Genomic DNA, 24,035 nt, shown 5'->3' on the forward strand with positions numbered 1-24,035 from the left:
GAGACGGCACGTGCGACTGCAGTGAGGCGGAGACGTGGTGGGCTGCGTGGTGGGGAGTCGGAGCGAGGACGCGCAGCGTGCTAGGCGGAAGAAGCGGCGGCGGACCGCCGACGCGGCCGAGGCGGGGGGGCATCGGGCGCGCGAGTAGGGAGCGGGGGGTGGGGACGAAGTCGCGCCGTGCGGGGATGAGGGGCGCAGCGTGTGTGGGAGCGACAGTGGGGACGGGGCGCCGCGCCGTTTCGAAGGGGAACGAGGCGCGGCGGCACGTGGCGGGCGCGGCGTCGTGAAACCCGTGGAAAGCACGGACGGCGACCGTTCGGACCGCCCGGCACGCGCTCCGCGCGACGAGGGCGACAGTCGTGGCGATCGTGCACCGGCCCGAGGCGAATTCGGCGACGGTCCGGCACGCGGCGCTGAACGGTCCGAGCGCACCGAACGTCCTGCCCGCACCTTCGACAAGGCACTGCCGGCTGCTACACGCCGCTTCAGCGACGACCGTCCCGCGCGCGCCGACAAGCCGCGCGCCGCCCCACGCGCCGAGCGCCACGCCGAACCCGATGCCGCCCCGCGCACGCCGCGCCGCGACTACGAAGACGCGCCGGGCACCTTGCGTCTCTCGAAACTGATGTCCGAACTCGGCCTGTGCTCACGCCGCGAGGCCGACGAGTGGATCGAAAAAGGCTGGGTGCTGGTGGACGGCGAACGCGTCGATACGCTCGGTACCAAAGTTCGCCCCGACCAGCGTATCGAAATCGACCCCGCAGCCGAAGCCGCGCAAGCGAGCCAGGTGACGGTGCTGATCCACAAGACCGTGGGCTTTGTCTCGGGTCAGGCGGAGGACGGCTATCAGCCGGCCATCACGCTGGTCACGCCGGAGAATCGCTGGGAAGGCGACCGTTCGGACATCCGCTTCTCCGTCGCGCATTTACGGCAGCTCGCGCCGGCCGGCCGGCTGGATATCGATTCGACGGGGCTGCTGGTGCTGACTCAGGACGGCCGCATCGCGAAACAGCTGATTGGCGGTCATTCGGAGATCGACAAGGAGTATCTGGTGCGCGTGTCGTTCGGCGAGCACACCACCGACGTCGAAGGCCATTTCCCGCCGGAAAGCCTCGCGTTGTTGCGCCACGGCCTGTCGCTCGACGACTTGCCTCTGAAACCGGCGCAGGTCAGCTGGCAGAACGGCGAGCAATTGCGTTTCGTCCTGCGCGAGGGGAAGAAGCGCCAGATCCGCCGCATGTGCGAACTGGTCGGCCTCGAAGTGATCGGCCTGAAGCGCGTCAGAGTGGGCCGCGTGATGCTGGGCGCGCTGCCGCCGGGGCAGTGGCGCTATCTGTCACCGGACGAGTCGTTCTGACGCCGCGCGTCTGACGCTCACTCAATAAAAAAACCCACGCCTCGGCGTGGGTTTTTTGTTGCCGCATATATTGCGACAGACGGCAGACAGCGACCTCAGTCGTCGTTACCCGGATCCATATCCGGAAACAGCACTTCCGTGAAGCCGAACTTCGCGAAATCGTTGATCCGCATCGGATACAGCTTGCCGATCAGGTGATCGCATTCGTGCTGCACGACACGCGCATGAAAGCCCTCGGCCACACGGTCGATCGGCTTGCCGTATTGATCGAAGCCGTGATACCGGATCATCGAAAACCGGCTCACCGCGCCGCGCAGACCCGGCACCGACAGGCAGCCTTCCCAGCCCTCTTCCATGTCCAGCGAAACCGGCGTGACGGTCGGGTTGATCAGCACGGTTTCCGGCACCGGCGGCGCGTCCGGATAGCGCTCGTTGTGCCCGAAACCGAAGATCACCACCTGCAGATTGACGCCGATCTGCGGCGCGGCGAGGCCCGCGCCATTCGCGTCGTGCATGGTCTCGAACATGTCTTTCACGAGTTCATGCAATTCGGGCGTGTCGAAGTGATCAACCGGCTCGGCAATGCGCAGCAGGCGCGGATCACCCATCTTGAGAATTTCGTGGATCATGAATGCCCCTCCAGGAGCTTACGCATACCATCTTCGTCGAGTACGGGGACGCCGAGTTCCTCGGCTTTCACCAGTTTGCTGCCCGCTTCGGCCCCCGCCACCACATAGTCTGTTTTCCTCGACACCGACCCGGCCACCTTCGCGCCAGCCGCCTCCAGCATTTCCTTCGCTTCTTCGCGGCCGAGGGTCGGCAAAGTGCCGGTCAATACCACCGTCTTGCCGGCCAGCACGCCTTGCGGCGCCTTCGGCGCGGGCGGCCCCTCCGGCCAGGACACCTTGCCCGGCGCGCGCAACTGCTCGATCACCGTGCGGTTGTGGTCTTCGGCAAAGAACTGATGAATCGACTCGGCGACCACCGGTCCCACGTCGTTGACCTCCAGCAACGCTTCGACCGACGCGTCCATGATCGGATCCAGCGAGCCGAAGTGCTTCGCCAGGTCCTTCGCGGTCGATTCGCCCACGTGGCGGATGCCAAGCGCATAGATAAAGCGCGCCAGCGTGGTGTGCTTGGCCTTCTCGAGTGAATCAAGCAAGTTCTGTGCGGATTTTTCGGCGAATCGGTCGAGCTCGGCGAGCGTCGCAAAGCCGAGGTTGAACAGATCGGCCGGTGTGCGCACCAGGTTCTGCTCGACCAGCTGATCGATGATTTTTTCACCGAGACCGTCGATATCCAGCGCGCGCCGTTGCGCGAAATGCCACAGCGCCTGCTTGCGCTGCGCCGGACAGAACAGGCCACCGGTACAGCGGGCAATCGCCTCGTCCGGCAGCCGCTCGATACTCGAGCCGCACACCGGGCAGTTCGTGGGCATCACGAACTCGCGCGCGTCGTCCGGGCGGCGGTCGAGCAGCGCGCTCACCACCTCGGGGATCACGTCGCCGGCACGCCGGACAATCACTGTGTCGCCGATGCGGATATCCTTGCGCCGCACTTCGTCTTCGTTATGCAGCGTGGCATTGGTGACGGTCGCGCCGCCGACGAACACCGGCTCCAGCCGTGCCACCGGCGTGATCGCGCCGGTGCGGCCAACCTGCACGTCGATCGCGACCAGTTTGGTCAGCGCTTCCTGCGCGGGAAATTTGTGCGCCAGCGCAAAACGCGGCGCGCGCGACACGAAGCCGAGCGCATCCTGCTCGTCGCGCCGGTTGACCTTGTAGACCACGCCATCGATGTCGTACGGCAGCGTCTCGCGTTTCTCGCCGACTGTGTGGAAGAACCCCAGCAGGCCCGCGGCACCCTCCACCACGGCCCGTTCGCCGTTCACCGGCAAACCGAGTTCCTTGTACCAGTCGAGCAGCTCGCTATGGGTAGCCGGCATCTCCATGCCTTCGAGCACGCCGATTCCATAGGCAAAAAACGACAGCGGACGCTGCGCGGTGATCTTCGAATCGAGTTGGCGCAAGCTGCCTGCCGCGGCATTGCGCGGATTGGCGAATTCTTTCTGCTCCGCGGCCCGCTGGCGTTCGTTCAGGCGTTCGAAGTCGCGTTTGAACATCAGCACTTCGCCGCGCACGTCGAGCACATGCGGTATGCGTTTGCCCTTGAGCTTGAGCGGAATGGAGCGGATCGTGCGGACATTGCCGGTCACGTTCTCGCCGGTGGTGCCGTCGCCGCGCGTGGACGCCTGGACAAACGTGCCGTCGACGTAGCGCAACGAGATGGCGAGGCCGTCGAACTTCAACTCCGCCGCGTAATCGACCGGCACCGGCGGTTCGCTCGCGTTCTTGCCGAGCGCATCACCTACGCGTTTGTCGAACGCGACGATGTCTTCGTCCGCGAAACCGTTGTTCAGGGACAGCATGGGCAGGTCGTGCACGACCTGCCCGAAGCCGCTCGCCGCCTCGCCGCCCACGCGCTGGGTGGGCGACTCCGGCACGATCAGGTCCGGATGCTCCCTCCCGATACCCTCCAGTTCCTTGAAGAGCTTGTCGTATTCCGCATCGGGCAGGTCCGGCTGGTCGAGCACGTAGTACGCGTAGTTGGCGCGTTCAAGTTCCGCGCGCAGCCACGCGGCCCGTTCGGCCGGAGCATGGGTTGCTGGAGATGGGACGGGAGTTCGGGCCATGCTGTCGGAGGTTTCTTCGGTGAAATCGGACATTGGATTATCGCAGGAAGCGTGCCCCTTTACATCGGCCGAATGGCTGGCCGCGGCGCATCGCGCTTGCACCCCGCGGAAACGCGTGACTACGCCGCCGGAAATGACAACGGCCGCACATCGTGCGGCCGTTGAAGAAACCGGTCTAACGCGGAGATTACTGGCTGAACAAACGCCGCGTGGCGGGCGACCCCGCCGGAATGCCGGCCTGTTCGAGCTTCGCGTAGAGCGTCATCAACTGCTTTTCAATCGCGAGCAAAGCCGATTCCGGCAACGGACGGCGGCCGTCGTCGACCACTCGTCCGCCGATGCGCTCGGCCAGCGACTTCGCGTAATCGCACATCAGGCGGAACGGCAGGATGTCCTCATCGGCCACCGGCACGTCGAGCACCAGCGTGATCATCTGGCCACCCTTGTACGTGAGGTCGTCGCGCAGGAAGTTGGTGTCGCCGAATTGCAGCATGAATACCGGGCTCTGCTTCGCGTCGAGCTTGACGAAGCGCGTGCCGTCGCGCGAGAGCAGCAAACCGTCCTGCGACGCGATTGCCTGCACGTAGTTCGCCGACCACGGCGCGCCGTCGGAGAGCACGTTGATCGACAACTGCGCGTCGCACTGCGCGGCAAAGCCGTCGAGCTCGCGCGCCATTGCGACCGTTTCGAGCATATCGGGAAATTCCGGCGACGCATCCAGCGCGTCGGCGAACTGCTGCACACCGGTCACGAACTCGGAAAACTCCAGTTCGTTGAGTGCGCCGCTGCGGTTCGCCAATTGCGCGGCCGCGCGCAGTTCTTCGTAGCGTGCGCCGTTCTGCAGCAGTTCCCACCCGCCGCCTTCGAGCTTGCCCTCGATGTGCACCGGTTTGCTGCCCGCGCGCCGCAGACGCTGCGCCAGCGGAATCACCTTGTCGGCCGCCACGGTGCCGTTCAGACGGATCGGTACGATGCAGTCGATCCGGCGATCGACGATAGCCGGCGGCGCCGACGAGATCGTCGTGGCAGCCGGCAGAATCGGTTCGGCCGGCTCGTCGGACGAACGCGCGGCGGCTTGCGCGGCCTTGGCCGATTCAGCGCCCTCGCCGCTTTCGGCCTGCGCCACATCGCCGGCTTCGGGGTAACCGTTCGGCGAAGTCATCTCAGCCTGGATATCGGCCGGTGTGTCGAGCGGCGCGGCCGCGGAACCGCCAAAGGTCGGTTCGACGCGCGCAGCGGTGGTCTCGGCCGCCGCGTCCGAACCCACCACAGGCTCGCGGCGCGTGGTGGGCCGGGCCGGCTCGATGAACGGGCTCTGTTCTTCCTGATCGTCCCGCGCAAAGTTGTCGGCGGTCTCGGCCGGCATCGGCCGCGGCATCTTCCGGCGCACCTTCGCGCCCTGCCACGCGTTGTACACGACCACGCCCCCGACCACCACGGCTCCCGCGCCGATCAAACCGAGTGTCAACTCGTCCATGCATGCTCCATCAGCAATTCTTCTATCTGCACGCCAAGGCGTTCACCCCATGTGTCGCGCGGCCAATGGCCGCTGCGCTGCACACGGGCGCCCGCGCAGCTTAACTTAAACGATATTCTGGGCGAAACCTGCAGCCGTTTCCATGTCGACCGCAACGATCCGCGACACGCCCTGCTCCTGCATGGTCACGCCGATCAACTGCTGCGCCATTTCCATCGCGATCTTGTTGTGCGAAATGAACAGGAACTGGGTCTTGTCCGACATCGCACGCACGAGGTTCGCGAAACGTTCGGTGTTGGCGTCGTCGAGCGGCGCGTCCACTTCGTCGAGCAGACAGAACGGCGCCGGATTCAGCTGGAACATCGCGAACACGAGAGCGGTTGCGGTCAGCGCCTTTTCGCCGCCCGACAGCAGGTGGATCGTCGAATTCTTCTTGCCCGGAGGCTGCGCCATGACCTGCACGCCGGCATCGAGAATTTCGTCGCCGGTCATGATCAGCCTCGCCTGCCCGCCGCCGAACAGGCGTGGGAACAGTTCGCCGAAATGACGGTTCACTTCGTCGAAGGTGCCTTGCAGCAGCGTGCGCGTTTCCGCGTCGATCTTGCGGATCGCGTCTTCGAGCGTTTCGATCGCGCTCGTCAGGTCGGCCGACTGCGAGTCGAGGAAGGTCTTGCGCTCGCTTGCCGCCTTCAGTTCGTCGAGCGCGGCCATGTTGACCGGACCAAGCGCGGTAATCGCGTTGTTGATGCGCGTGACTTCGCCTTGCAGATACGACGGCTTCATGTCCGGCGTGAGCTTGGCCTGCAATTCGGCCTCGTCCACCCCAGCCGCGGCCAGCTGCTCGATGAACTGTTCGCCGTTCAGGCGCGCCGCCTGCTCCTTCAGCTGCAGTTCGTTGATGCGGTCGCGCAGCGGCTGCAGCGCACGCTCGGCGGTGAGACGGGATTCGTCGGCGGCGCGCAGCTTGGCGGTCAGGTCGTCCAGTTCGAGACGCGCGGCATGCAGCGCCTCTTCCTTGACCGCGCGGATGTCGAGCGCGTCCTGCAAGCCCGTATGCGCGGTCTGCTCGTTGATCGTTTCCAGTTCGGCGCGCGCATCTTCCAGCGACGCCGCGACGCGCTCGCTCTGCTCGTGCGCGACCTGGATGCTGCGCTTCAATTCGTCGATACGGTTCGCCATGTTGCGCGCGGCGAAGCGCGCGTCGGTGGCGGCACGGTCGAGATCGCGCGCCTGGCCGCGCGCGGCGGTCACTTCTTCGTCGAGCGCCTCGAAGGCCAGTTGATGGTCTTCGAAACGCGCCTGCAATTCGGCGAGCTCGCCATCGTGGCGCTCGAAATTCGCTTCCGACTCCGCGCGCATCGCGCGCTGCTCGTCGATCTGCGCGGTGATCTCTTCGAGTTCCTCGCGAATCTGCGTGCTGCGCTGCGTGTAACGCTCGTGGGCCTGCGTGAGCTTGAGCACATCCATTTGCAAGGCGTGCACGCGCTGGGTAGCGCGCTCCGCCTGCTGGCGCAACTCGGTCAACGCCTGCGCCGCTTGCGTGTGGGCGGCCTCGGCGCGAATCGCGACAGCCTTCGCCTCGTCGGCGAGCAGGGCTTGCGCGCGCACCTGGCGCGCCAGATTCTCGATCTCCTGCTGACGGGCCAGCATGCCGGCCTGTTCGGAGTCGGCGGCATACAGTTGCACGCCGACCCGCGTCACCACGTGACCCGCCTTCACGACGAACGAGCCGCCTTCCGGCAATTGCGAGCGCATGCTGAGCGCCTGCTGCAGATCGTCGGCGACGAACGCGAGGCCGAGCCAGTCGTTCAGGACCGCGCGGATGCCCGCGTCGTCTATGCGCACAAGCGACAGCAGCGGCCGCAGCGCGGGCAGCGTGGCGGCCGGCTGACCGGCCACGGGCGGTGCATGGAAAGCGAGCTTGGCGGGTGGCGCGTCGGTGGCGAACGCCTTGACCCAGTCGAGGTTCGACACCTCGAGCGCCGCGAGCCGCTCGCGCAGCACGGCTTCGAGCGCGTTTTCCCAACCGGCTTCGACATGCAGCTTCTTCCACAGACGCGGCAGGCTGCCCAGCTCGTGCTTGTCGAGCCACGGCTGGATCTTGCCTTCGGTCTGGACGTTTTCCTGCAACTGCTTGAGCGCGGCAAGGCGCGCGTCGAGCTGATGAATCTGTGCGCTTTCCGACTGCACGCGCTCCTGCGCGGCGCGGCGCTCGCCGTCGAGACGCGGCAGCGTTTCCTGTGCGTCGGCTAGACGGGCCTGCGCGTCGTGCAGGATTTCCTCGTGCTCGGCAAGCTGCATGCGCAGGTCTTCGAGCTGCGCTTCGTCCGGCGCGTCGAGACCGCCCGCTTCCGACTTCAACCGCTCGTGACGCTGCTGCAGCTGCTGCAATTGCTGATCGGCATTGCGCTGATGCGCGGCTTCGAGCTTGAGCGCCTGTTCGGTCTGCGCGATGCCGCCGCGCTCGGCGTTCAGCTCGGCTTGCGCGTCGCGCCAGCGTGCTTCGAGCGCGGGCATTGCGTCGTGCTTCGCGGCCGCTTCTTCTTCGGCCAGCGCGGCCTTTTCTTCGGCGACGGCGAGTTGTTCCTCAGCGTCTTCGATATCGCCTTGCGCCTTTTCGGCTTGCGACTGCCACTGCTCGCGCTGCGCGTTCAGCGCGGCGATCTGCGCCTGCACGCGGTTGCGCGATTCGACGATGAACTTGATCTCGGCTTCGAGCCGGCTGACTTCCGCGTTCGCCTCATACAGCGCACCTTGCGCGCCCTGCATCGCGTCGCTGGCGGAGTAATGCGCGACCCGCAGCGTTTCGAGCTGCGCCTCGACTTCGCGCAGTTTGGCGGTTTGCGCCTCCAGGTCGATCTGAGCCTGTTCGATCGCGCGCTGCTGACGTTCCTGCTCGCCGCCGGCCTCGTTCTTGCGCAACAGCCACAGCAGCCGCTGCTTCTCTTCGCCGTCGGTCTGCAGTTCCTTGTAGCGCGTGGCGACGATGGCCTGCGCTTCCAGCTTCTCGAGGTTCGCCCCCAGTTCGCGGACGATGTCCTCGACCCGCGTCAGATTCTCGCGCGTGTCGTGCAGACGGTTCTCGGTTTCGCGGCGGCGTTCCTTGTACTTCGAGACGCCCGCGGCTTCTTCCAGGAACACGCGCAGTTCTTCCGGCTTCGCCTCGATCAGGCGCGCGATCATGCCCTGCCCGATGATCGCGTAAGCGCGCGGCCCGAGACCCGTGCCGAGGAAGATGTCCTGAATGTCGCGGCGGCGCGCCGGCAGATTGTTGATGTAGTAGCTCGACGTGCCATCGCGCGTGAGCACGCGCTTGACGGCGATTTCGGCATACTGGCCCCACTGCCCGGCGGCACGGCCGTCGGCGTTGTCGAACACGAGTTCGACGCTGGCGCGGCTACCCGGCTTGCGCGCGGTCGAGCCGTTGAAAATCACGTCCTGCATCGATTCGCCGCGCAGCTCGGAGGCGCGCGATTCACCGAGCACCCAGCGCACCGCGTCGATGATGTTGGACTTGCCGCACCCGTTCGGCCCCACCACGCCGACTAGCTGGCCCGGGACCTGGAAATGCGTGGGATCGACGAATGACTTGAAGCCAGCGAGTTTGATCGAGGTCAGACGCACGGCGATTTCGCTGTTTGAAAAAGGGAAAAAATAAAGGTGGCTCGCGATGGCCGCGCCAGCCGTTCGCCGATACAGCGCAACGGCCCGCGAAGCTTCGCAAACCCTCGAGATACGGGCGCCGACTTTACACGCTCAAGCATGCGTCAGCCAATGAGGGGGAATCATACCATCGCACGTGGGCGATTCTTACCGTCCTTACGGCCGTCGATCTCAGCGCCTGGCCCGCTGGCGAGACTTTCGTCCTGAACCTCCGGATCGGGCGGCATGGACTTGGTACGATGCACCCAACTGGACAGCGCCGAAGCCAGCACGATGCACACGCCACCCGCCCATTCGCGCGGGCCGGGCGTCTCCCGGGCGAAGAGCCATGCCGACAATGCCGTGACCACGAGCTCGAACAGCATGATGATCGACGCCCGGTTGGCCGGCACGCGCGCGAGCCCGTACTGCACCAGCATATTGTTCGAGGCGAGCAGAAAACCGAGGCCGAGCACCAGAAGCGCAGCCGTGCCCAGATGCGCGCCGGTGGGCGGCGCGGGCATGGCCTCGAACAGCGACGCGCACGCCCCGCAAATCGCCGCGCCGCCGAACACGGTCGCGGTGCGCATTTCCGGCTTCATATCCGGCAGGACGCGGCTCGTCTTGAGAATCAGCACGTTGCTCATGGCAAAGCCCATGCCGCCCATCAGGCCCGCCCATTCGGCGAGATTGCCAGGCATCGGAAGGCCCAGTTGCGGCGACCACAGCATGGTCATCGCGCCGGCGAGCGACAGCGCCGCGAGACCCGCGCCGGACCAGGTCAGCCGCTCATGCAGGATGAAATGCGCGAACAGCGCGGTCCACGCCGGAGTGAGGTAGAACAGCAGCAGCACACGCATCACCTGGCCGTGGATCGAACCCCACACGAAGCCAATGTTGGTCACGCCGGCGGCGAGCGCCAGTGCCGGCAGCAACCAGTGCCAGCGCACGGTCTTGAGCGCGCGGTAGCGCACCAGCAGCACGAACAGGCATCCTGCGGCGCTCGTCAGCGCACTGGCCGCGGTGCCGGTCACGCCGAGCGCCGCCAGCATCCGCAGCGGATACCAGATCATCCCCCACACCGAGGCGCCCAGCATGATCGCGAGCGTCGGCCAGCCATTGCGAAGCCAGTTGGTCATGGTGCCGGGCTCCTGCCGAAGCCGCGGATGGTGCTGTTACGGTCAAGGACCGCGGCGCGCGCGCGCCTGGCGGGTCCGGGTGTCTGCGGTACTGCTGCGTACATTGCTGCTCCTGCTTCCTTTCTGCGCGAACCGTCCGCGGTTCGCGCCGTTCCCGCTGCCGCGCATTGGCTGCGCCGCCTGGCGGGTTGCGCGGCTCGCACCATTGTGTGCCGGCGCGCCACGCTATAATCATCTGCTTGCTACTACCGTCCACTGCCGTCCGTTTGGCGCGTTTTCCCGCGCTTTGCCTTCGGCGCGCATGCCCGGCTTCTTCCTGCATCCGTCTGCGCCCACCCTCGATCAGGCTCGATCCGCCCAGTGAACCCGCTACTCGACTCCCTTCAGCCCTACCCGTTCGAAAAGCTGCGCGCGCTTTTCAAGGACGTCACGCCGCGTGCCGGCCTCGCGCATATCAGCTTCGGCATCGGCGAGCCGAAACATCCCACGCCCGCGCTGATCCGCGACGCGGTGGTGGCCTCGCTCGGCGGTTTGTCCGCCTATCCGGCCACGATCGGCACGCCCGCCCTGCGCGAGTCGATCGCGAAGTGGGTCACGCAGCGCTACAGCCTGCCGCCGCTCGATCCGGCAACCCAGGTGCTGCCCGTGTCGGGTTCGCGCGAAGCGCTGTTCGCGCTCGCCCAAACCGTGCTCGACCCGAACAGGAATGCTGACGGCGAGCCTGCGATCGTACTCTGTCCGAACCCGTTCTACCAAATCTACGAAGGCGCGGCGCTCCTCGGCGGCGCGCAGCCGTACTTCGTGAACAGCGACCCTGCACGCAACTTTGCCTGCGACTACTCGGCCGTGCCCGCCGACATCTGGGCGCGCACGCAACTGCTGTACGTCTGCTCGCCGGGCAACCCGACCGGCGCGGTGCTCACGCTCGACGACTGGCGCCAGCTGTTCGCGCTGTCGGACCGCCACGGCTTCGTGATCGCCTCGGACGAGTGCTACTCCGAAATCTATTTCGACGAAGCCAACCCGCCGCTCGGCGGCCTGGAAGCCGCGCACCGGCTCGGCCGCGGCTACGAGCGGCTCGTCATGCTGTCGAGCCTGTCCAAGCGCTCGAACGTGCCGGGCATGCGCTCGGGCTTCGTGGCGGGCGACGCGGCCATCCTCAAGGACTTCCTGCTATACCGGACATACCACGGCGCGGCCTTGTCGACGGTGTTCCAGAATGCCAGCATCGCGGCCTGGGATGACGAAACCCACGTGCGCGAGAACCGGGCGAAATACGTGCAGAAGTTTTCCACCGTCACGCCGATGCTCGCCGAGGTGCTCGACGGCCGCCTGCCGGACGCCGCGTTCTACCTGTGGGCGGACGTCTCGCGCACGGGCCTGTCGGACACCGAGTTCGCCCAGCGCCTCTACGCCGACTATAATGTGACGGTTCTGCCGGGTTCGTTCCTCGCGCGCACCGCGCACGGCGTGAACCCTGGCCGCAATTTCGTGCGCATGGCGCTCGTCGCCGATGTCGACGAATGCACGCAAGGCGCACAGCGAATCGTCGATTTTTGCCGCGCGCTCGCGGGTTGAGTTTTTTGCCGGCTTGCCGGCGAACGCCCCGGGCACCGCATCCCCTTCTTCAGACTTCAACTCTTCGATAAAGCACGCATATGTCGCAACAACTTCAGCAGATCATTGATACCGCCTGGGAAAACCGCGCCGAACTGTCGCCGAAGGCCGCTCCGGCCGACGTGCGCGAAGCCGTCGCCCACGCCATCGAACAACTGGACAAGGGCGCGCTGCGCGTCGCCGAAAAGAAGGACGGCGACTGGGTCGTCAATCAATGGCTGAAGAAAGCCGTGCTGCTGTCGTTCCGCCTGGAAGACAACGCCCCGATGGCCGCCGGCGGCTACAGCCAGTTCTACGACAAAGTGCCGTCGAAGTTCGCCAACTACACCGCTGAAGACTTCGCCGCCGGCGGCTTCCGCGTGGTGCCGCCCGCCATCGCGCGCCGCGGCTCGTTCATCGCGAAGAACGTCGTGCTGATGCCGTCGTACACCAACATCGGTGCGTACGTGGACGAAGGCACCATGGTCGACACGTGGGCCACCGTCGGTTCGTGCGCGCAGATCGGCAAGAACGTGCACCTGTCGGGCGGCGTGGGCATCGGCGGCGTGCTGGAGCCGCTGCAGGCCAACCCCGTCATCATCGAAGACAACTGCTTCATCGGCGCGCGCTCGGAAGTGGTGGAAGGCGTGATCGTCGAAGAAAACTCGGTGATCTCGATGGGCGTGTACCTCGGCCAGAGCACCAAGATTTACGACCGCGAAACCGGCGAAGTCACGTACGGCCGCATTCCGGCGGGTTCGGTGGTGGTGGCGGGCAACCTGCCGTCGAAGGACGGCTCGCACAGCCTCTACTGCGCCGTGATCGTCAAGAAGGTGGACGCCAAGACGCGCGCGAAGGTCGGCCTGAACGAGCTGCTGCGAGGCGACTGATGGCGCGCGGCACCAAAACCGTGGTCTACGGCATCCCGAACTGCGACACCGTGAAGAAAGCCCGCGTGTGGCTGGAAGAGCATGGCGTCGAGTTCGAGTTCCACGACTTCAAGAAGGCCGGCGTGACCGAGCCGCTCGTGCAGGACTGGCTGAAAGACGTCAAGCTCGACGCGCTGCTGAACCGTCGCGGCACCACGTGGCGCGCCCTGTCCGACGACATGAAGGCGGCCGCGGACACGCAGCCGGGCGCGATCGCGCTGATGATCCACAAGCCGTCGGTAATCAAGCGGCCGGTGCTGGTGGTCAACGGGCGGGTCAAGTCGCTCGGGTTTTCCGCCGACGAGTACGCGGCGCTGTTTGCGTAATGCAAGACGACGCTGTGAAGCGAAACGGCGAGCTGCACTGAACGCAACACGTAGTAAAACGCGGCCTCGCCGCGTGGCTGAAAAGCTGTTGCCGGCTGCGGTGCCAAACCGCCAGCCGGCATTTTTTCATTTCAAAGTGGCTTGTATTGAATCCATGTCCGGCACCCTCGCCCTTACCGAACAACTGATCGCGCGTGCCTCCGTCACGCCCGACGATCAGCATTGCCAGCGCATCCTGATCGAGCGCCTGTCCGCGCTCGGCTTCGAGCACGAGACCATCGAATCGAACGGCGTGACCAACCTGTGGGCCGTCAAGCGCGGCGTCGACGGCACGCGCGGCAAGCTGCTCGCGTTCGCCGGCCATACCGACGTGGTGCCGACCGGGCCGCTCGAACAGTGGCACTCGGCGCCGTTCGAACCCACCCATCGCGACGGCAAGCTGTACGGCCGCGGCGCGGCGGACATGAAGGCCTCGATCGCCGGCTTCGTGGTGGCGAGCGAGGAATTCGTCGCGGCGCATCCGGCGCATCGCGGTTCGATCGCATTCCTGATTACGAGCGATGAAGAAGGCCCGGCCACCGACGGCACCGTCAAGGTCGTCGAAGCGCTGCAGGCGCGCGGCGAGCGCATGGACTACTGCGTAGTCGGCGAACCGACTTCGAGCGCGCAGTTCGGCGACATGGTGAAAAACGGCCGGCGCGGATCGATGTCGGGCAAGCTGATCGTCAAGGGCGTGCAAGGCCATATCGCCTATCCGCATCTGGCGAAAAATCCGGTGCATCTGCTCGCGCCCGCACTGGCCGAGCTGGTCGCCGAGCGTTGGGACGACGGCAATGAATATTTCCCGCCCACCACGTGGCAAGTGTCGAACATTCATGGCGGCACCGGCGCGACCAACGTGATTCCGGGCCACGCGGACGTGATGTTCAACTTCCGCTTCTCGACGGCCAGCACGGTGGAAGGCCTGCAGGCTCGCGTGCACGCGATTCTCGACAGGCACGGCCTTGAATACGATCTGCAGTGGAACGTGAGCGGCCTGCCGTTCCTCACGCCGCGCGGCGATTTGTCGAACGCGCTTGCCAAGGCAATCAAGGACGAAACCGGCGTGAGCACCGAACTGTCGACCACCGGCGGCACGTCGGACGGCCGCTTTATCGCGCGCATCTGCGAGCAGGTGATCGAATTCGGTCCGCTGAACGCCAGCATCCACAAGATCGACGAACATATCGAAGTCGCACACATCGAGCCGCTGAAGAACGTGTACCGCCGCGTGCTAGAACAACTGATCGCCTGACCGAGGACTATTTGCGATGACGCTCCCGTTTTCCACCGTCCGCGACCTGCTGCGTTTCGCGGTGTCGCGCTTCAACCAGGCCGAGCTATCGTTCGGCCACGGTTCGGCCAATGCCTACGACGAAGCCGCCTATCTGGTCCTGCATACGCTGCATCTGCCGCTCGACCTGCTGGAGCCGTTTCTCGACGCGCGCCTCTCCGCCGCCGAAATCGACGCCGTGCTGAACGTGATCGAACGCCGCGCCACCGAGCGCGTGCCGGCCGCCTACATCACGCAGGAAGCGTGGATGCACGGCTTCCGCTTTCACGTGGACGAGCGCGTGATCGTGCCGCGTTCGTTCATCGGCGAGTTGCTGCAGGACGGTTTGCAGCCCTACGTGGAAGATCCCGAGCAGGTGAGCGCGGTGCTGGAGTTGTGCACGGGTTCAGGCTGCCTCGCGATTCTCGCGGCGCATGCGTTCCCGAATGCGGACATCGACGCGGTGGATCTGTCGGCGCCTGCTCTGGAAGTCGCCACGCGCAACGTCGCGGACTACAAGCTCGACGACCGCGTCGCGCTGTTCGAAGGCGACCTGTACGCGCCGCTCGCCGAGCGCCGCTACGACGTGATCATCAGCAACCCGCCTTACGTGAACGCGGCGTCCATGAAGGAACTGCCGGCCGAATACAAGCACGAGCCGGACATGGCGCTCGCGGGTGGCGCCGACGGCATGGATATCGTGCGCCGGATCATCGCCGAAGCGCGCAACTGGCTGACCGAGGACGGCGTGCTGGTCGTCGAGATCGGCAATGAGCGCGCGCACGTCGAGGCGGCCTTCGGCGGTCTCGACCTGGTGTGGCTGTCGACCAGTGCCGGCGACGACAACGTGTTCCTGATTCAGGCGGCCGATCTGCCGGTCTGAAGGTTGATCGCGGTTCGATCGCATCATGAAACGATGCGCACGGCAAAGCGGCAGCCGTGCGTTCATTGTTTGATCTGACCAGGTAGGCGATACGCACGCTCGTTCGGTAAGATGGACATGGTCCCCGGCGCTCCGGGAGACCGCCCAGGCAGCGCTTCGCCAACCCTTCGCCCGCTTATGCAATTCGATCTGCTTCATGTCGGCACGCTGGTTGCCCTCGCCCACGTTCTCGGCGTGGTCGCGGCTTGCCACGCGATTCTCTACACCCGCACCTCGCAGGGTGCGATCGCGTGGGCCGTGTCGCTGGTCGCGATGCCTTATCTGACGCTGATACCGTATCTGTTCCTCGGCCGCAGCAAGTTCGCCGGCTACGCCGACGCGCGCCGGGTCGCCAACGCCATGCTACGCGCGCGCGCGCATCCGCCGGTATGGGATACGCACGCTTCGTCAGCGGGGCTGCCTACGGCGGAACTCGGCATCAGGCTCGTGCATTCGCTCACGCGTCTGGGCGGCATGCCGTTTCTGCCTGGCAATTCGGTGCGCACGCTGGTCAACGGCGCGGCGACCTTCGAGGCTATCTTCGAGGCGATCGAGAGCGCGCGTCACTATCTGATCGTGCAGTTCTTCATCGTGCGCGACGATGCGCTTGGCGAGATGCTCAAAGACGCGCTGATCGCCAAAGCGCAACAAGGCGTGCGTGTCTACTTCCTGTATGACAGCATCGGCAGCTTCGATCTGCCGCAGCGCTACGTGGCGGCGCTGCGCGCAGCCGGCGTGGAGACGCATCCCTTCGCGACCCATCGCCGGTTCGTCAACCGTCTGCAATTGAACTTCCGCAATCACCGCAAGATCGTCGCGGTGGACGGCGAACGCGCGTTTGTCGGCGGACACAATGTGGGCGTGGAATATCTCGGCGGCAAGCCGCCGCTCTCGCCCTGGCGCGACACGCATATCGAAGTGCGCGGCCCGGCGGTGGCCAGCATCCAGTTCGTCTTCACCGAAGACTGGCACTGGGCCACGCAGAAGTTACCCGAGTTCGATATGCCGCCCGCCCCCGCCGCCGACCATGCTGAGGGCACGTGCATGCACTGCGTCGTCGTGCCGAGCGGCCCGGCGGACAAACAGGAGACCTGCTCGCTCTTCTTTGTCGAAGCGATCAACGCGGCGCGCGAACGGATCTGGATCACCACGCCTTACCTCGTGCCCGACGAGGCCGTGTTCTCGGCGTTGCGTCTCGCGGTGCTGCGCGGCGTGGATGTGCGCATTCTGATTCCGAGCCGGCGCGACCACCGCGTCGTTTTCGCGGCCTCGAAGCTGTATGCGTACGACTCGCTACGCGCGGGGATCCGGATCTTCCGCTACCAGCCAGGTTTCCTGCACCAGAAGGTGGTGCTGATCGACAGCGCGGCCGCGGCCATCGGCAGCGCCAATCTCGACAACCGGTCGTTCCGGCTGAACTTCGAAATCATGGTGCTGACCGTGGATCGCGGCTTCGCCCAGGAGGTCGAAACGATGCTGCTGAACGACTTTGCCGAGTCGCGCGAGATCGACCGCACCGAGTACCGGCAAGCAGGCGCCGTGCGACGCGTGCTCATGCATGTGGCGCGTCTTTTCTCGCCGATCCTGTAAAGGCGCCGGCCGGCTCGCGGCCGCGCCTCGTGCAGTGATCACAGGATCACAAGAGCTTTTCGATATCCTCGACAATCGCCTCGGGCTTGGTCAGCGGCGCGTAGCGCTTCATTACGTTGCCGTCGCGGCCAATCAGGAACTTGGTGAAATTCCATTTGATCGCCTCGAGACCGAGCAGCCCCGGGGCCTCGCCCGTCAGATAGCGAAACAGCGGATGCGCGTTTGCACCGTTCACATCGACCTTGTCGAACATCGGGAAGGTCACGCCGTAGTTCTTTTCGCAGAAACTGCCGATCTGCGCGGCGTCACCCGGCTCCTGCTTGCCGAACTGGTTGCACGGAAAACCGAGCACCGCGAGTCCGCGCGCGGCGTAGGTGTCATACAGCTTCTGCAAGCCGGCGTACTGCGGCGTGAACCCGCATTCGCTCGCCGTATTGACGATCAGCAGGACCTTGCCTTGATACTGATCGAGGCTGACTTCCGCGCCGCCGAGTGTGTGTGCCGAAAACGAATAAATCGATGTCATGTGTTCTCCCCTGCGAAAGCCGTCAGTCTATGCCAAAAGCCTCGCCAATACAGTCGGCCGGATGGCCGATCCTGGTTGAGCGCCCGGTGTCCGCCCCGGCAGTCTAAAATAGCGTTTTTCTTTCGCCGGCCTCGTCGTGATCCGCTTCAACCAGTTTAGCCTCGCGCGCGGCACCAAGCCGCTCTTCGACAACACCACGTTCACCCTCAACCCCGGCGAGAAGGCCGGTCTGATCGGGGCGAACGGCGCGGGCAAGTCGACGCTGTTTGCCGTGCTGCTCGGCGAACTGCATGCGGACGGCGGCGACTTTTCCATCCCGCCGACCTGGCAGATTGCCCACGTCGCGCAGGAAACGCCCGCCGCGGACAAAACCGCCCTCGCCTACACGCTCGACGGCGACGCCGCGTTGCGCTCGATCGAAGCGCGCATTGCCGCCGCCTCCGCCGCGCATGACGGCGCGGCCGAAGGCGAAGCGCACGCCGCGTTCGCCGACGCCGACGGCTACACCGCGCCGGCCCGCGCCGAAGCCTTGCTGCTCGGCTTGGGCTTCACGCTCGAACAGACGCGCGAGCCGGTCAGCAGCTTCTCGGGCGGCTGGCGCATGCGGCTGAATCTGGCGCAGGCGCTGATGTGCCGCTCCGACCTGTTGCTGCTCGACGAGCCGACCAACCACCTGGACCTCGACGCGATTGTCTGGCTCGAAGACTGGCTGCACCGCTATCCGGGCACGCTGTTCGTGATCTCGCACGACCGCGAATTCCTCGATTCGGTCTGCAATGTCACCCTGCATCTCGAGCAGCAGCAGATCAAGCGCTACGGCGGCAACTACTCGCAATTCGAAGTGCTGCGCGCGCAGCAGATCGCGCTGCAGCAGAGCGCGTACGAGAAGCAGCAGCGCACGGTCGAGCATCTGCAGAGCTACATCAACCGTTTTAAGGCGCAGGCCACCAAGGCGCGCCAGGCGCAGAGCCGGGTGAAGGCGCTGGAAAAGATGGAGCTGATCGCGCCGGCGCACGCGGCGTCGCCATTCACGTTTGAGTTCCGCACGCCCGATTCCGCGCCGAATCCGATGATGGTGATGGAAAACGTGCGCTGCGGCTACCGCAGCGAGAGCGATCCCGGCGTCGAGATTCCGATCGTGGATCGCGTCATGCTGTCGATCCAGAACGGTCAGCGCATTGGCCTGCTCGGAGCGAACGGCCAGGGCAAGTCCACGCTGATCAAGACGCTCGCCGGCACGCTCGAGGCGCTCGGCGGTCATGTGCGCGAAGGCAAAGGCCTGCGGATCGGCTACTTCGCGCAGCATCAGCTTGAAACGCTACGCGCCGACGACACGCCGCTGCAGCACCTCGCGCGTCTCGCGCCGGACACGCGTGAGCAGGAGTTGCGCGACTTCCTCGGCAGCTTCAACTTCTCCGGGGAAATGGCCACGTCGAAGATCGCGCCTTTCTCGGGTGGCGAAAAGGCGCGCCTCGCGCTCGCGCTGATCATCTGGCAAAAGCCCAACCTGCTGCTGCTCGACGAGCCGACCAACCACCTGGATCTCGAAACGCGCCACGCGCTGACCATGGCGCTAGCGCAATTCGAAGGCACGCTGATTCTGGTCTCGCACGACCGGCATCTGCTGCGCGCCACGACGGATCAGTTCATGCTGGTCGCGAAGCACCGCTTGCAGGAATTCGACGGCGATCTCGACGATTACCGCGACTGGCTACTGCAACACGCCGCCGAACAACGCGCGGCGCTCAAGGCGGGCGCCGCATCGAACGGTGCCAACGGCAGCGACGGCGGCGCCGACAGCGGCGTGAACCGCAAGGAACAGCGGCGCCTCGAGGCGGAGACGCGCCAGAAGCTCGCGCATTTGAAAAAGCCGCTGCAAAGCCGCATCACGAAGATCGAAAAGGAAATGGACGCGCTGAACGCGGAGAAAGCGAACCTGGACGCGTACGTGGTCGATCCGGCGAGTTACGAGCCGGAGCAGAAAAGCAAACTGACGGAGGCTATCCGCCGTCAGGCAGATGTGAATGCGCGCCTCGAAACGCTCGAAGCCGAATGGCTCGAGACGCACGAGGAACTCGAGCAAATCGGCTAGCGGCATACAGTTTCCGGGCCGCGCCGGCATCGACGGGAGGTTGGCTTTGTCATCCGCGACATCATCCGTCTCAACGCCTGATTCGTCGGCCACCTCATCGGCCGAGTCCTCGACCACCGCGTCCGCCGCAGCGGTGCCGCCCCCGCTGCAAGGGCTGCGCGTGCTCGACCTGACACGCCTGCTGCCCGGTCCGGTGGCCGCCCTGCGGCTCGCCGAACTGGGCGCCGACGTGCTGAAAATCGAGGCCCCCGGCGCGGGAGATCCGACCCGCACGATGATGCAATCGTCGAGCGACCGCGTCGCCGGTCGGCCCGGCGCGTTCTACCGGATGGTGAATCGCGGCAAGCGCGAGACCCGCCTCGACCTCAAATCCGCTGCGGGACGCAATGTGCTGTACGCGCTCGCGGCGGACGCGGACGTGCTGATCGAGAGTTTCCGGCCAGGCGTCATGGAGCGGCTCGGCCTCGACTACGCCACGCTGCGTACGGCCAACCCGCGGCTCGTCTACTGCGCGATCAGCGGGTACGGCGCAAGCGGTCCGTTTGCCGACCATGCCGGCCACGATCTGAACTACATCGGCTATGCGGGCGTGCTCGACCAGCTGATGAGCCGCGACGGCACGCCGGTCCTGCCGAATTTCCAGATTGCCGACCTGCTCGGCGGCGCGCTGAGCGCGGTCACGCAGATTCTCGCGGCGTTGTGGCACGTAGCGCGCGGCGGCGAGGGCCGCTTCGTCGACGTATCGATGACGCACGCCACTTACGCGCACAACGTCGTGGCGCAAGTCGCGCTTGCCAATGAGGGGGCGGCACCGGCCGCCGGCGAGGGACTGCTGAACGGCGGCGTGCCCTGCTACAACCTGTACCGCACGCTCGATAACCGCTGGCTCGCGGTCGGCGCGCTCGAACTGAAGTTCTGGGAAACGCTGTGCATGGCGCTCGACCGCCCTGAATGGGCGACGCGTCACTGGAGCCTCGGCCAGGCGATCGGCGGCCCGGACGCAGACTCGCTGACACAGGAACTCGCCGGGATAATCGGCAAGCGTCCGCTCGAAGAATGGGTGGTGCTGCTGGAGCCGCTGGACTGCTGTGTTTCGCCGGTGCTGACGGCGGCGGAAGCCGCACGGCATCCGCTGTTCAATCCGATGGCCGAGACCGCGACGGGCCAGAGCAAAACCGAAAACGACGGCGACCGCGCGGTTCGGTAACACGGCGGTAACGCGGCCAGCCATCCTGCCCCGGCAAGAACCTCAGCGCCGCGCGGCCGTCTGCCGCGGCAAGGTCTGGCGCGGCGTTTTTTCGTCGTCGTACAGCATGTGCTTACGACCTTCCACATTGCGGCTGATCGTGGCGCGCACCTCGGCGGCGGTGACGTGTTCGGCCACCACCCGCCGCGAAATCTGCCCCGCCGTGTCGATCCACTCGACAATCCGGCAGGCGCCGCCCCAAGGCTGGCGAATGGGCTCGGAGACGCGGCAGCCGCGCACCTGCATCGGGCGCTCGGCTACGGTTTCATAGGGCTGTTTCAAGGCGCGATCCTTTTTCAGGCATCAGGGGAGATGCATACCCCAGCAGCTTAGGAAAAAGGAATGTCGGGTAGGTTACAGCCAATAAGGAGATATTTACGGGCCATTACGGAACGAAGGGTGCCTCCGGACGCCGCAATCCCCGTCTACTCTAGCGTGCGGACCCGGTCGATGGCCTGCTCGATGCGCTCGACCGCAACGACCTGTAAGCCTTCTATTGGCTGTTTGGGCGCGTTGGCCTTGGGAATGACCGCGACCGAAAAGCCCAGCTTGGCGGCTTCCTTCAGACGCTCCTGGCCGCGCGGCGAGGGCCGGATCTCGCCCGCGAGGCCCACTTCGCCGAATACCACGAGGCCTTTCGGCAGCGGCTTGTTACGCATGGACGAATGGATCGCCAGCAGAACGGACAGGTCGGCGGCGGGCTCGGTGATCTTCACGCCGCCCACCGCATTCAGGAAGACATCCTGATCGAAACAGGCGATCCCGGCGTGCCGGTGCAGCACCGCCAGCAGCATCGCGAGACGGTTCTGCTCCAGCCCGACCGCGAGGCGCCGCGGATTCGGCGCGTTGGCCGCGTCCACCAGCGCCTGCACTTCGACCAGCAGCGGCCGCGTGCCCTCCTGCGTCACCAGCACGCAGGAACCCGGCACCGACTGCTCGTGCTGCGACAGAAACAGCGCCGACGGATTGGCCACGCCGCGCAGGCCGCGCTCGGTCATCGCGAAGACGCCGAGCTCGTTGACCGCGCCGAAGCGGTTCTTGATCGCGCGCACAAGGCGATATGACGAATGCGTGTCGCCTTCGAAGTACAGCACCGTATCGACGATATGTTCGAGCACGCGCGGCCCGGCCAGCGCGCCTTCCTTGGTCACGTGGCCGACCATGATGATGGTCGTGCCGGACTGCTTGGCGATGCGCGTCAGCTGCGCCGCGCATTCGCGCACCTGCGCAACCGACCCGGGCGCGGAAGTCAGAGCGTCGGAGTACACCGTCTGGATCGAATCGATCACCGCGACGTCGGGCCGCTGATCGGCGATCGTCGCCTGGATTTTTTCGAGCTGGATTTCTGCGAGCAGCTGCAATTCGCTGGCTTTCGAGCCGGGCTCCAGCAGGGAAAGCCGTTGCGCGCGCAACGCAATCTGCGCCGCCGACTCTTCGCCGCTGATATAAAGCGCGCGTTTGTCAGCGGCGATTTCGGCGAGCGACTGCAGCAACAGCGTCGATTTGCCGATGCCCGGATCGCCGCCGATCAGCACCACGCCGCCCGGCACCAGACCGCCGCCGAGCACGCGATCGAACTCACTCACGCCGGTTGAAAAGCGCGGCACGTCGGACGCATCGATATCGGCGAGACGGCGTACCGGCGCGCTTTTGGCGAGCGACTGGAAGCGGTGCGTAGAGGGCGCCTCCGCCACCGATTCGATCAGCGTGTTCCACGCATTGCATGACGGGCACTGGCCGGCCCATTTCGGCGACTGTCCGCCGCATTCACTACAGATGTACAACGTTTTGGGTTTAGCCACGCGCGATTGCCTGAGTTGCTGTTTTTTTGCTGTGATTGCTGTTGTTCTGGATCGAGCCCTGCGCCAACGCAGGGCCGTGCCGTCCTGCGCCGTCCTGCGTCATTACTCGGCGCGCACCGGCACGCGCGGCGCCACGGCGCACATCAGCTCGTAGCCGATGGTGCCGCACGACTGCGCGACGTCGTCGATCGGCAGTGCCGCGCCCCACAGCTCGACACGCGAGCCGACGTTGGCGGTGGGAACCGGCGTCAGGTCGACCGTGAGCATGTCCATCGAGACACGTCCGACGATCCGCGTGCGCACCCCGTCGACGATAACCGGCGTGCCTTCCGGCGCCACCCGCGGATAACCGTCCGCGTAGCCGCACGCCACCACGCCGATGCGCATCGACCCGCGCGCCCTGAACGCCGAGCCGTAGCCGACCGTATTGCCTTCGGTGAGCGTTTGCACGGCGATCAGCTCCGAGGCGAGCGTCATGGCCGGCTGCAGCCCGGTGCCCGCGATCGCGGCCGTGACACCGGAGGGCGACGCGCCGTACATGATGATGCCCGGGCGGACCCAGTCGAAGTGCGTAGCCGGATGCCACAGCGTAGCCGCCGAATTGGCAAGGCTGCGCGCGCCGGCAATGCCTTGCGCGCCGCGCTCGAACGCTTCCACCTGGAAGGCGACGCCGCGGTCGCCGTCGGCGTCCGAAAAGTGCGTCATCAACGTGATCTGGCCGACGCCCTGGCAGGCGCGCGCCCGCTCCCATGCGGAACGGAATTTTTCCGGCGTGTAGCCGAGGCGATTCATACCGGTGTTCATTTTCAACTGGATGTTGACCGGTTTGGACAGACGCGCCATTTCGAGCATGCGCATCTGTTCGTCCGAATGCAGCGCGGTGGTCAGGCTGTAGCGGTCGATCACGTCGATGTCGGTGGGACGAAAGAAGCCTTCGAGCAGCAGAATCGGGCCGGCCCAGCCCAGTTCACGCAACTTCACCGCTTCTTCCAGGTCCAGCAATCCAAAGCCGTCGGTTGCGCGCAGGCCCGGGAAAACCTTCGCGAGCCCATGCCCGTACGCGTTGGCCTTGACGACGGCCCAGATTTTGGACTTTGGCGCGTAGCGGCGGGCAACGGCGAGATTATTGGCGAGAGCGGAGGTGTGAATCGTGGCTGAGAGCGGGCGCGGCATAGGATATTTTCGTAAAGACGCTTGCGAATCAGCAGCTTACAGGGCGTTTTCAGTGCTCGGCGGCTTGCTGGGCGGTGCGATCAAGGATTTTGCTAGTCCGAATCCAGCTATTTTCATGATATAAAGCCGTGCGCACAACCCATTTCGAACGGCATAAGCCCGGACGCCTTGCAAACGGCCGGGGCGGACAGGCCGCAGCGAGGACAGCATCGCA

The 24,035-nt window shown here is 65.5% G+C and carries 18 protein-coding genes; 9 read left to right on the plus strand and 9 right to left on the minus strand.

Annotated elements, in window-relative coordinates; genetic code table 11:
* The first annotated feature begins 283 nt into the window (after positions 1-283).
* A complete protein-coding gene (locus A6V37_RS42465; RefSeq protein ID WP_425262283.1) occupies positions 284-1,357 on the plus strand; it encodes a pseudouridine synthase in 1,074 nt (357 codons plus the stop codon).
* A gap of 95 nt (positions 1,358-1,452) precedes the next feature.
* Here A6V37_RS42465 and def read toward each other — a convergent pair whose 3' ends face one another.
* From def to A6V37_RS20130, 5 genes are all read right to left on the minus strand, one after another.
* Positions 1,453-1,986 carry a peptide deformylase gene (gene def / locus A6V37_RS20110; protein ID WP_064266003.1) on the minus strand — a complete coding sequence of 178 codons (534 nt, stop codon included), beginning with the start codon at positions 1,984-1,986 and terminating at the stop codon, positions 1,453-1,455.
* Entirely contained in the window at positions 1,983-4,049 is a 2,067-nt protein-coding gene (gene ligA / locus A6V37_RS20115) for an NAD-dependent DNA ligase LigA (protein ID WP_064286280.1), read from the minus strand. Before ligA ends, def begins: the two co-directional genes overlap by 4 nt.
* A 187-nt stretch (positions 4,050-4,236) precedes the next feature.
* On the minus strand, positions 4,237-5,526 hold the full coding sequence (locus tag A6V37_RS20120) for a cell division protein ZipA C-terminal FtsZ-binding domain-containing protein (protein ID WP_064286262.1): 1,290 nt from the start codon (positions 5,524-5,526) through the stop codon (positions 4,237-4,239).
* 105 nt (positions 5,527-5,631) lie between these two features.
* On the minus strand, positions 5,632-9,150 hold the full coding sequence (smc, locus tag A6V37_RS20125) for a chromosome segregation protein SMC (protein ID WP_064286263.1): 3,519 nt from the start codon (positions 9,148-9,150) through the stop codon (positions 5,632-5,634).
* A gap of 161 nt (positions 9,151-9,311) precedes the next feature.
* The gene (locus A6V37_RS20130) at positions 9,312-10,307 is read right to left on the minus strand and encodes a DMT family transporter (RefSeq protein WP_064266006.1); all 996 of its coding nucleotides are present in this window, start codon (positions 10,305-10,307) and stop codon (positions 9,312-9,314) included.
* A gap of 360 nt (positions 10,308-10,667) precedes the next feature.
* Between A6V37_RS20130 and dapC the strand changes: the two genes are divergently transcribed.
* The 6 genes from dapC (at position 10,668) to cls (ending at position 16,982) form a co-directional block, all read left to right on the plus strand.
* On the plus strand, positions 10,668-11,885 hold the full coding sequence (dapC, locus tag A6V37_RS20140) for a succinyldiaminopimelate transaminase (protein ID WP_064286264.1): 1,218 nt from the start codon (positions 10,668-10,670) through the stop codon (positions 11,883-11,885).
* A gap of 80 nt (positions 11,886-11,965) precedes the next feature.
* A complete protein-coding gene (gene dapD, locus A6V37_RS20145; protein WP_064266009.1) occupies positions 11,966-12,793 on the plus strand; it encodes a 2,3,4,5-tetrahydropyridine-2,6-dicarboxylate N-succinyltransferase in 828 nt (275 codons plus the stop codon).
* On the plus strand, positions 12,793-13,158 hold the full coding sequence (locus A6V37_RS20150) for an ArsC family reductase (protein WP_064266010.1): 366 nt from the start codon (positions 12,793-12,795) through the stop codon (positions 13,156-13,158). The genes dapD and A6V37_RS20150 overlap by 1 nt, the downstream gene beginning before the upstream one ends.
* 154 nt (positions 13,159-13,312) lie before the next feature.
* Positions 13,313-14,452 (plus strand): succinyl-diaminopimelate desuccinylase, encoded by a 1,140-nt coding sequence (dapE, locus tag A6V37_RS20155; protein ID WP_064266011.1) that lies wholly within the window; start codon positions 13,313-13,315, stop codon positions 14,450-14,452.
* A gap of 16 nt (positions 14,453-14,468) precedes the next feature.
* A complete protein-coding gene (prmB, locus tag A6V37_RS20160) occupies positions 14,469-15,353 on the plus strand; it encodes a 50S ribosomal protein L3 N(5)-glutamine methyltransferase (RefSeq protein WP_064266012.1) in 885 nt (294 codons plus the stop codon).
* Between the two features lie 177 nt (positions 15,354-15,530).
* Positions 15,531-16,982 (plus strand): cardiolipin synthase, encoded by a 1,452-nt coding sequence (cls, locus tag A6V37_RS20165; RefSeq protein WP_064286265.1) that lies wholly within the window; start codon positions 15,531-15,533, stop codon positions 16,980-16,982.
* Between the two features lie 46 nt (positions 16,983-17,028).
* Here cls and A6V37_RS20170 read toward each other — a convergent pair whose 3' ends face one another.
* Positions 17,029-17,508 carry a glutathione peroxidase gene (locus A6V37_RS20170; RefSeq protein WP_064266014.1) on the minus strand — a complete coding sequence of 160 codons (480 nt, stop codon included), beginning with the start codon at positions 17,506-17,508 and terminating at the stop codon, positions 17,029-17,031.
* A gap of 136 nt (positions 17,509-17,644) precedes the next feature.
* On the opposite strand from A6V37_RS20170, the gene A6V37_RS20175 reads away from it, so the two are divergent.
* Both A6V37_RS20175 and A6V37_RS20180 read left to right on the plus strand, forming a co-directional pair.
* A complete protein-coding gene (locus A6V37_RS20175; RefSeq protein ID WP_064266015.1) occupies positions 17,645-19,600 on the plus strand; it encodes an ATP-binding cassette domain-containing protein in 1,956 nt (651 codons plus the stop codon).
* A 145-nt stretch (positions 19,601-19,745) separates the two neighbouring features.
* Complete coding sequence (locus A6V37_RS20180) at positions 19,746-20,807, plus strand: CaiB/BaiF CoA transferase family protein (protein WP_064266088.1); 1,062 nt, start codon at positions 19,746-19,748, stop codon at positions 20,805-20,807.
* Between the two features lie 42 nt (positions 20,808-20,849).
* On the opposite strand, the gene A6V37_RS20185 is transcribed toward A6V37_RS20180, so the two are convergent.
* The 3 genes from A6V37_RS20185 to alr all read right to left on the minus strand — a co-directional run bounded on the left by A6V37_RS20185 (position 20,850) and on the right by alr (position 23,821).
* Entirely contained in the window at positions 20,850-21,128 is a 279-nt protein-coding gene (locus A6V37_RS20185) for a DUF2866 domain-containing protein (RefSeq protein ID WP_064266016.1), read from the minus strand.
* Positions 21,129-21,271: 143 nt separating this feature from the next.
* Entirely contained in the window at positions 21,272-22,648 is a 1,377-nt protein-coding gene (gene radA, locus A6V37_RS20190) for a DNA repair protein RadA (protein WP_064266017.1), read from the minus strand.
* Positions 22,649-22,750: 102 nt separating this feature from the next.
* On the minus strand, positions 22,751-23,821 hold the full coding sequence (gene alr / locus A6V37_RS20195; RefSeq protein ID WP_064266018.1) for an alanine racemase: 1,071 nt from the start codon (positions 23,819-23,821) through the stop codon (positions 22,751-22,753).
* Between the last annotated feature and the right edge of the window lie 214 nt (positions 23,822-24,035).

Origin of the sequence: Paraburkholderia ginsengiterrae (assembly GCF_001645125.1) — a bacterium.
GTDB classification, from domain to species: Bacteria; Pseudomonadota; Gammaproteobacteria; order Burkholderiales; family Burkholderiaceae; genus Paraburkholderia; species Paraburkholderia ginsengiterrae.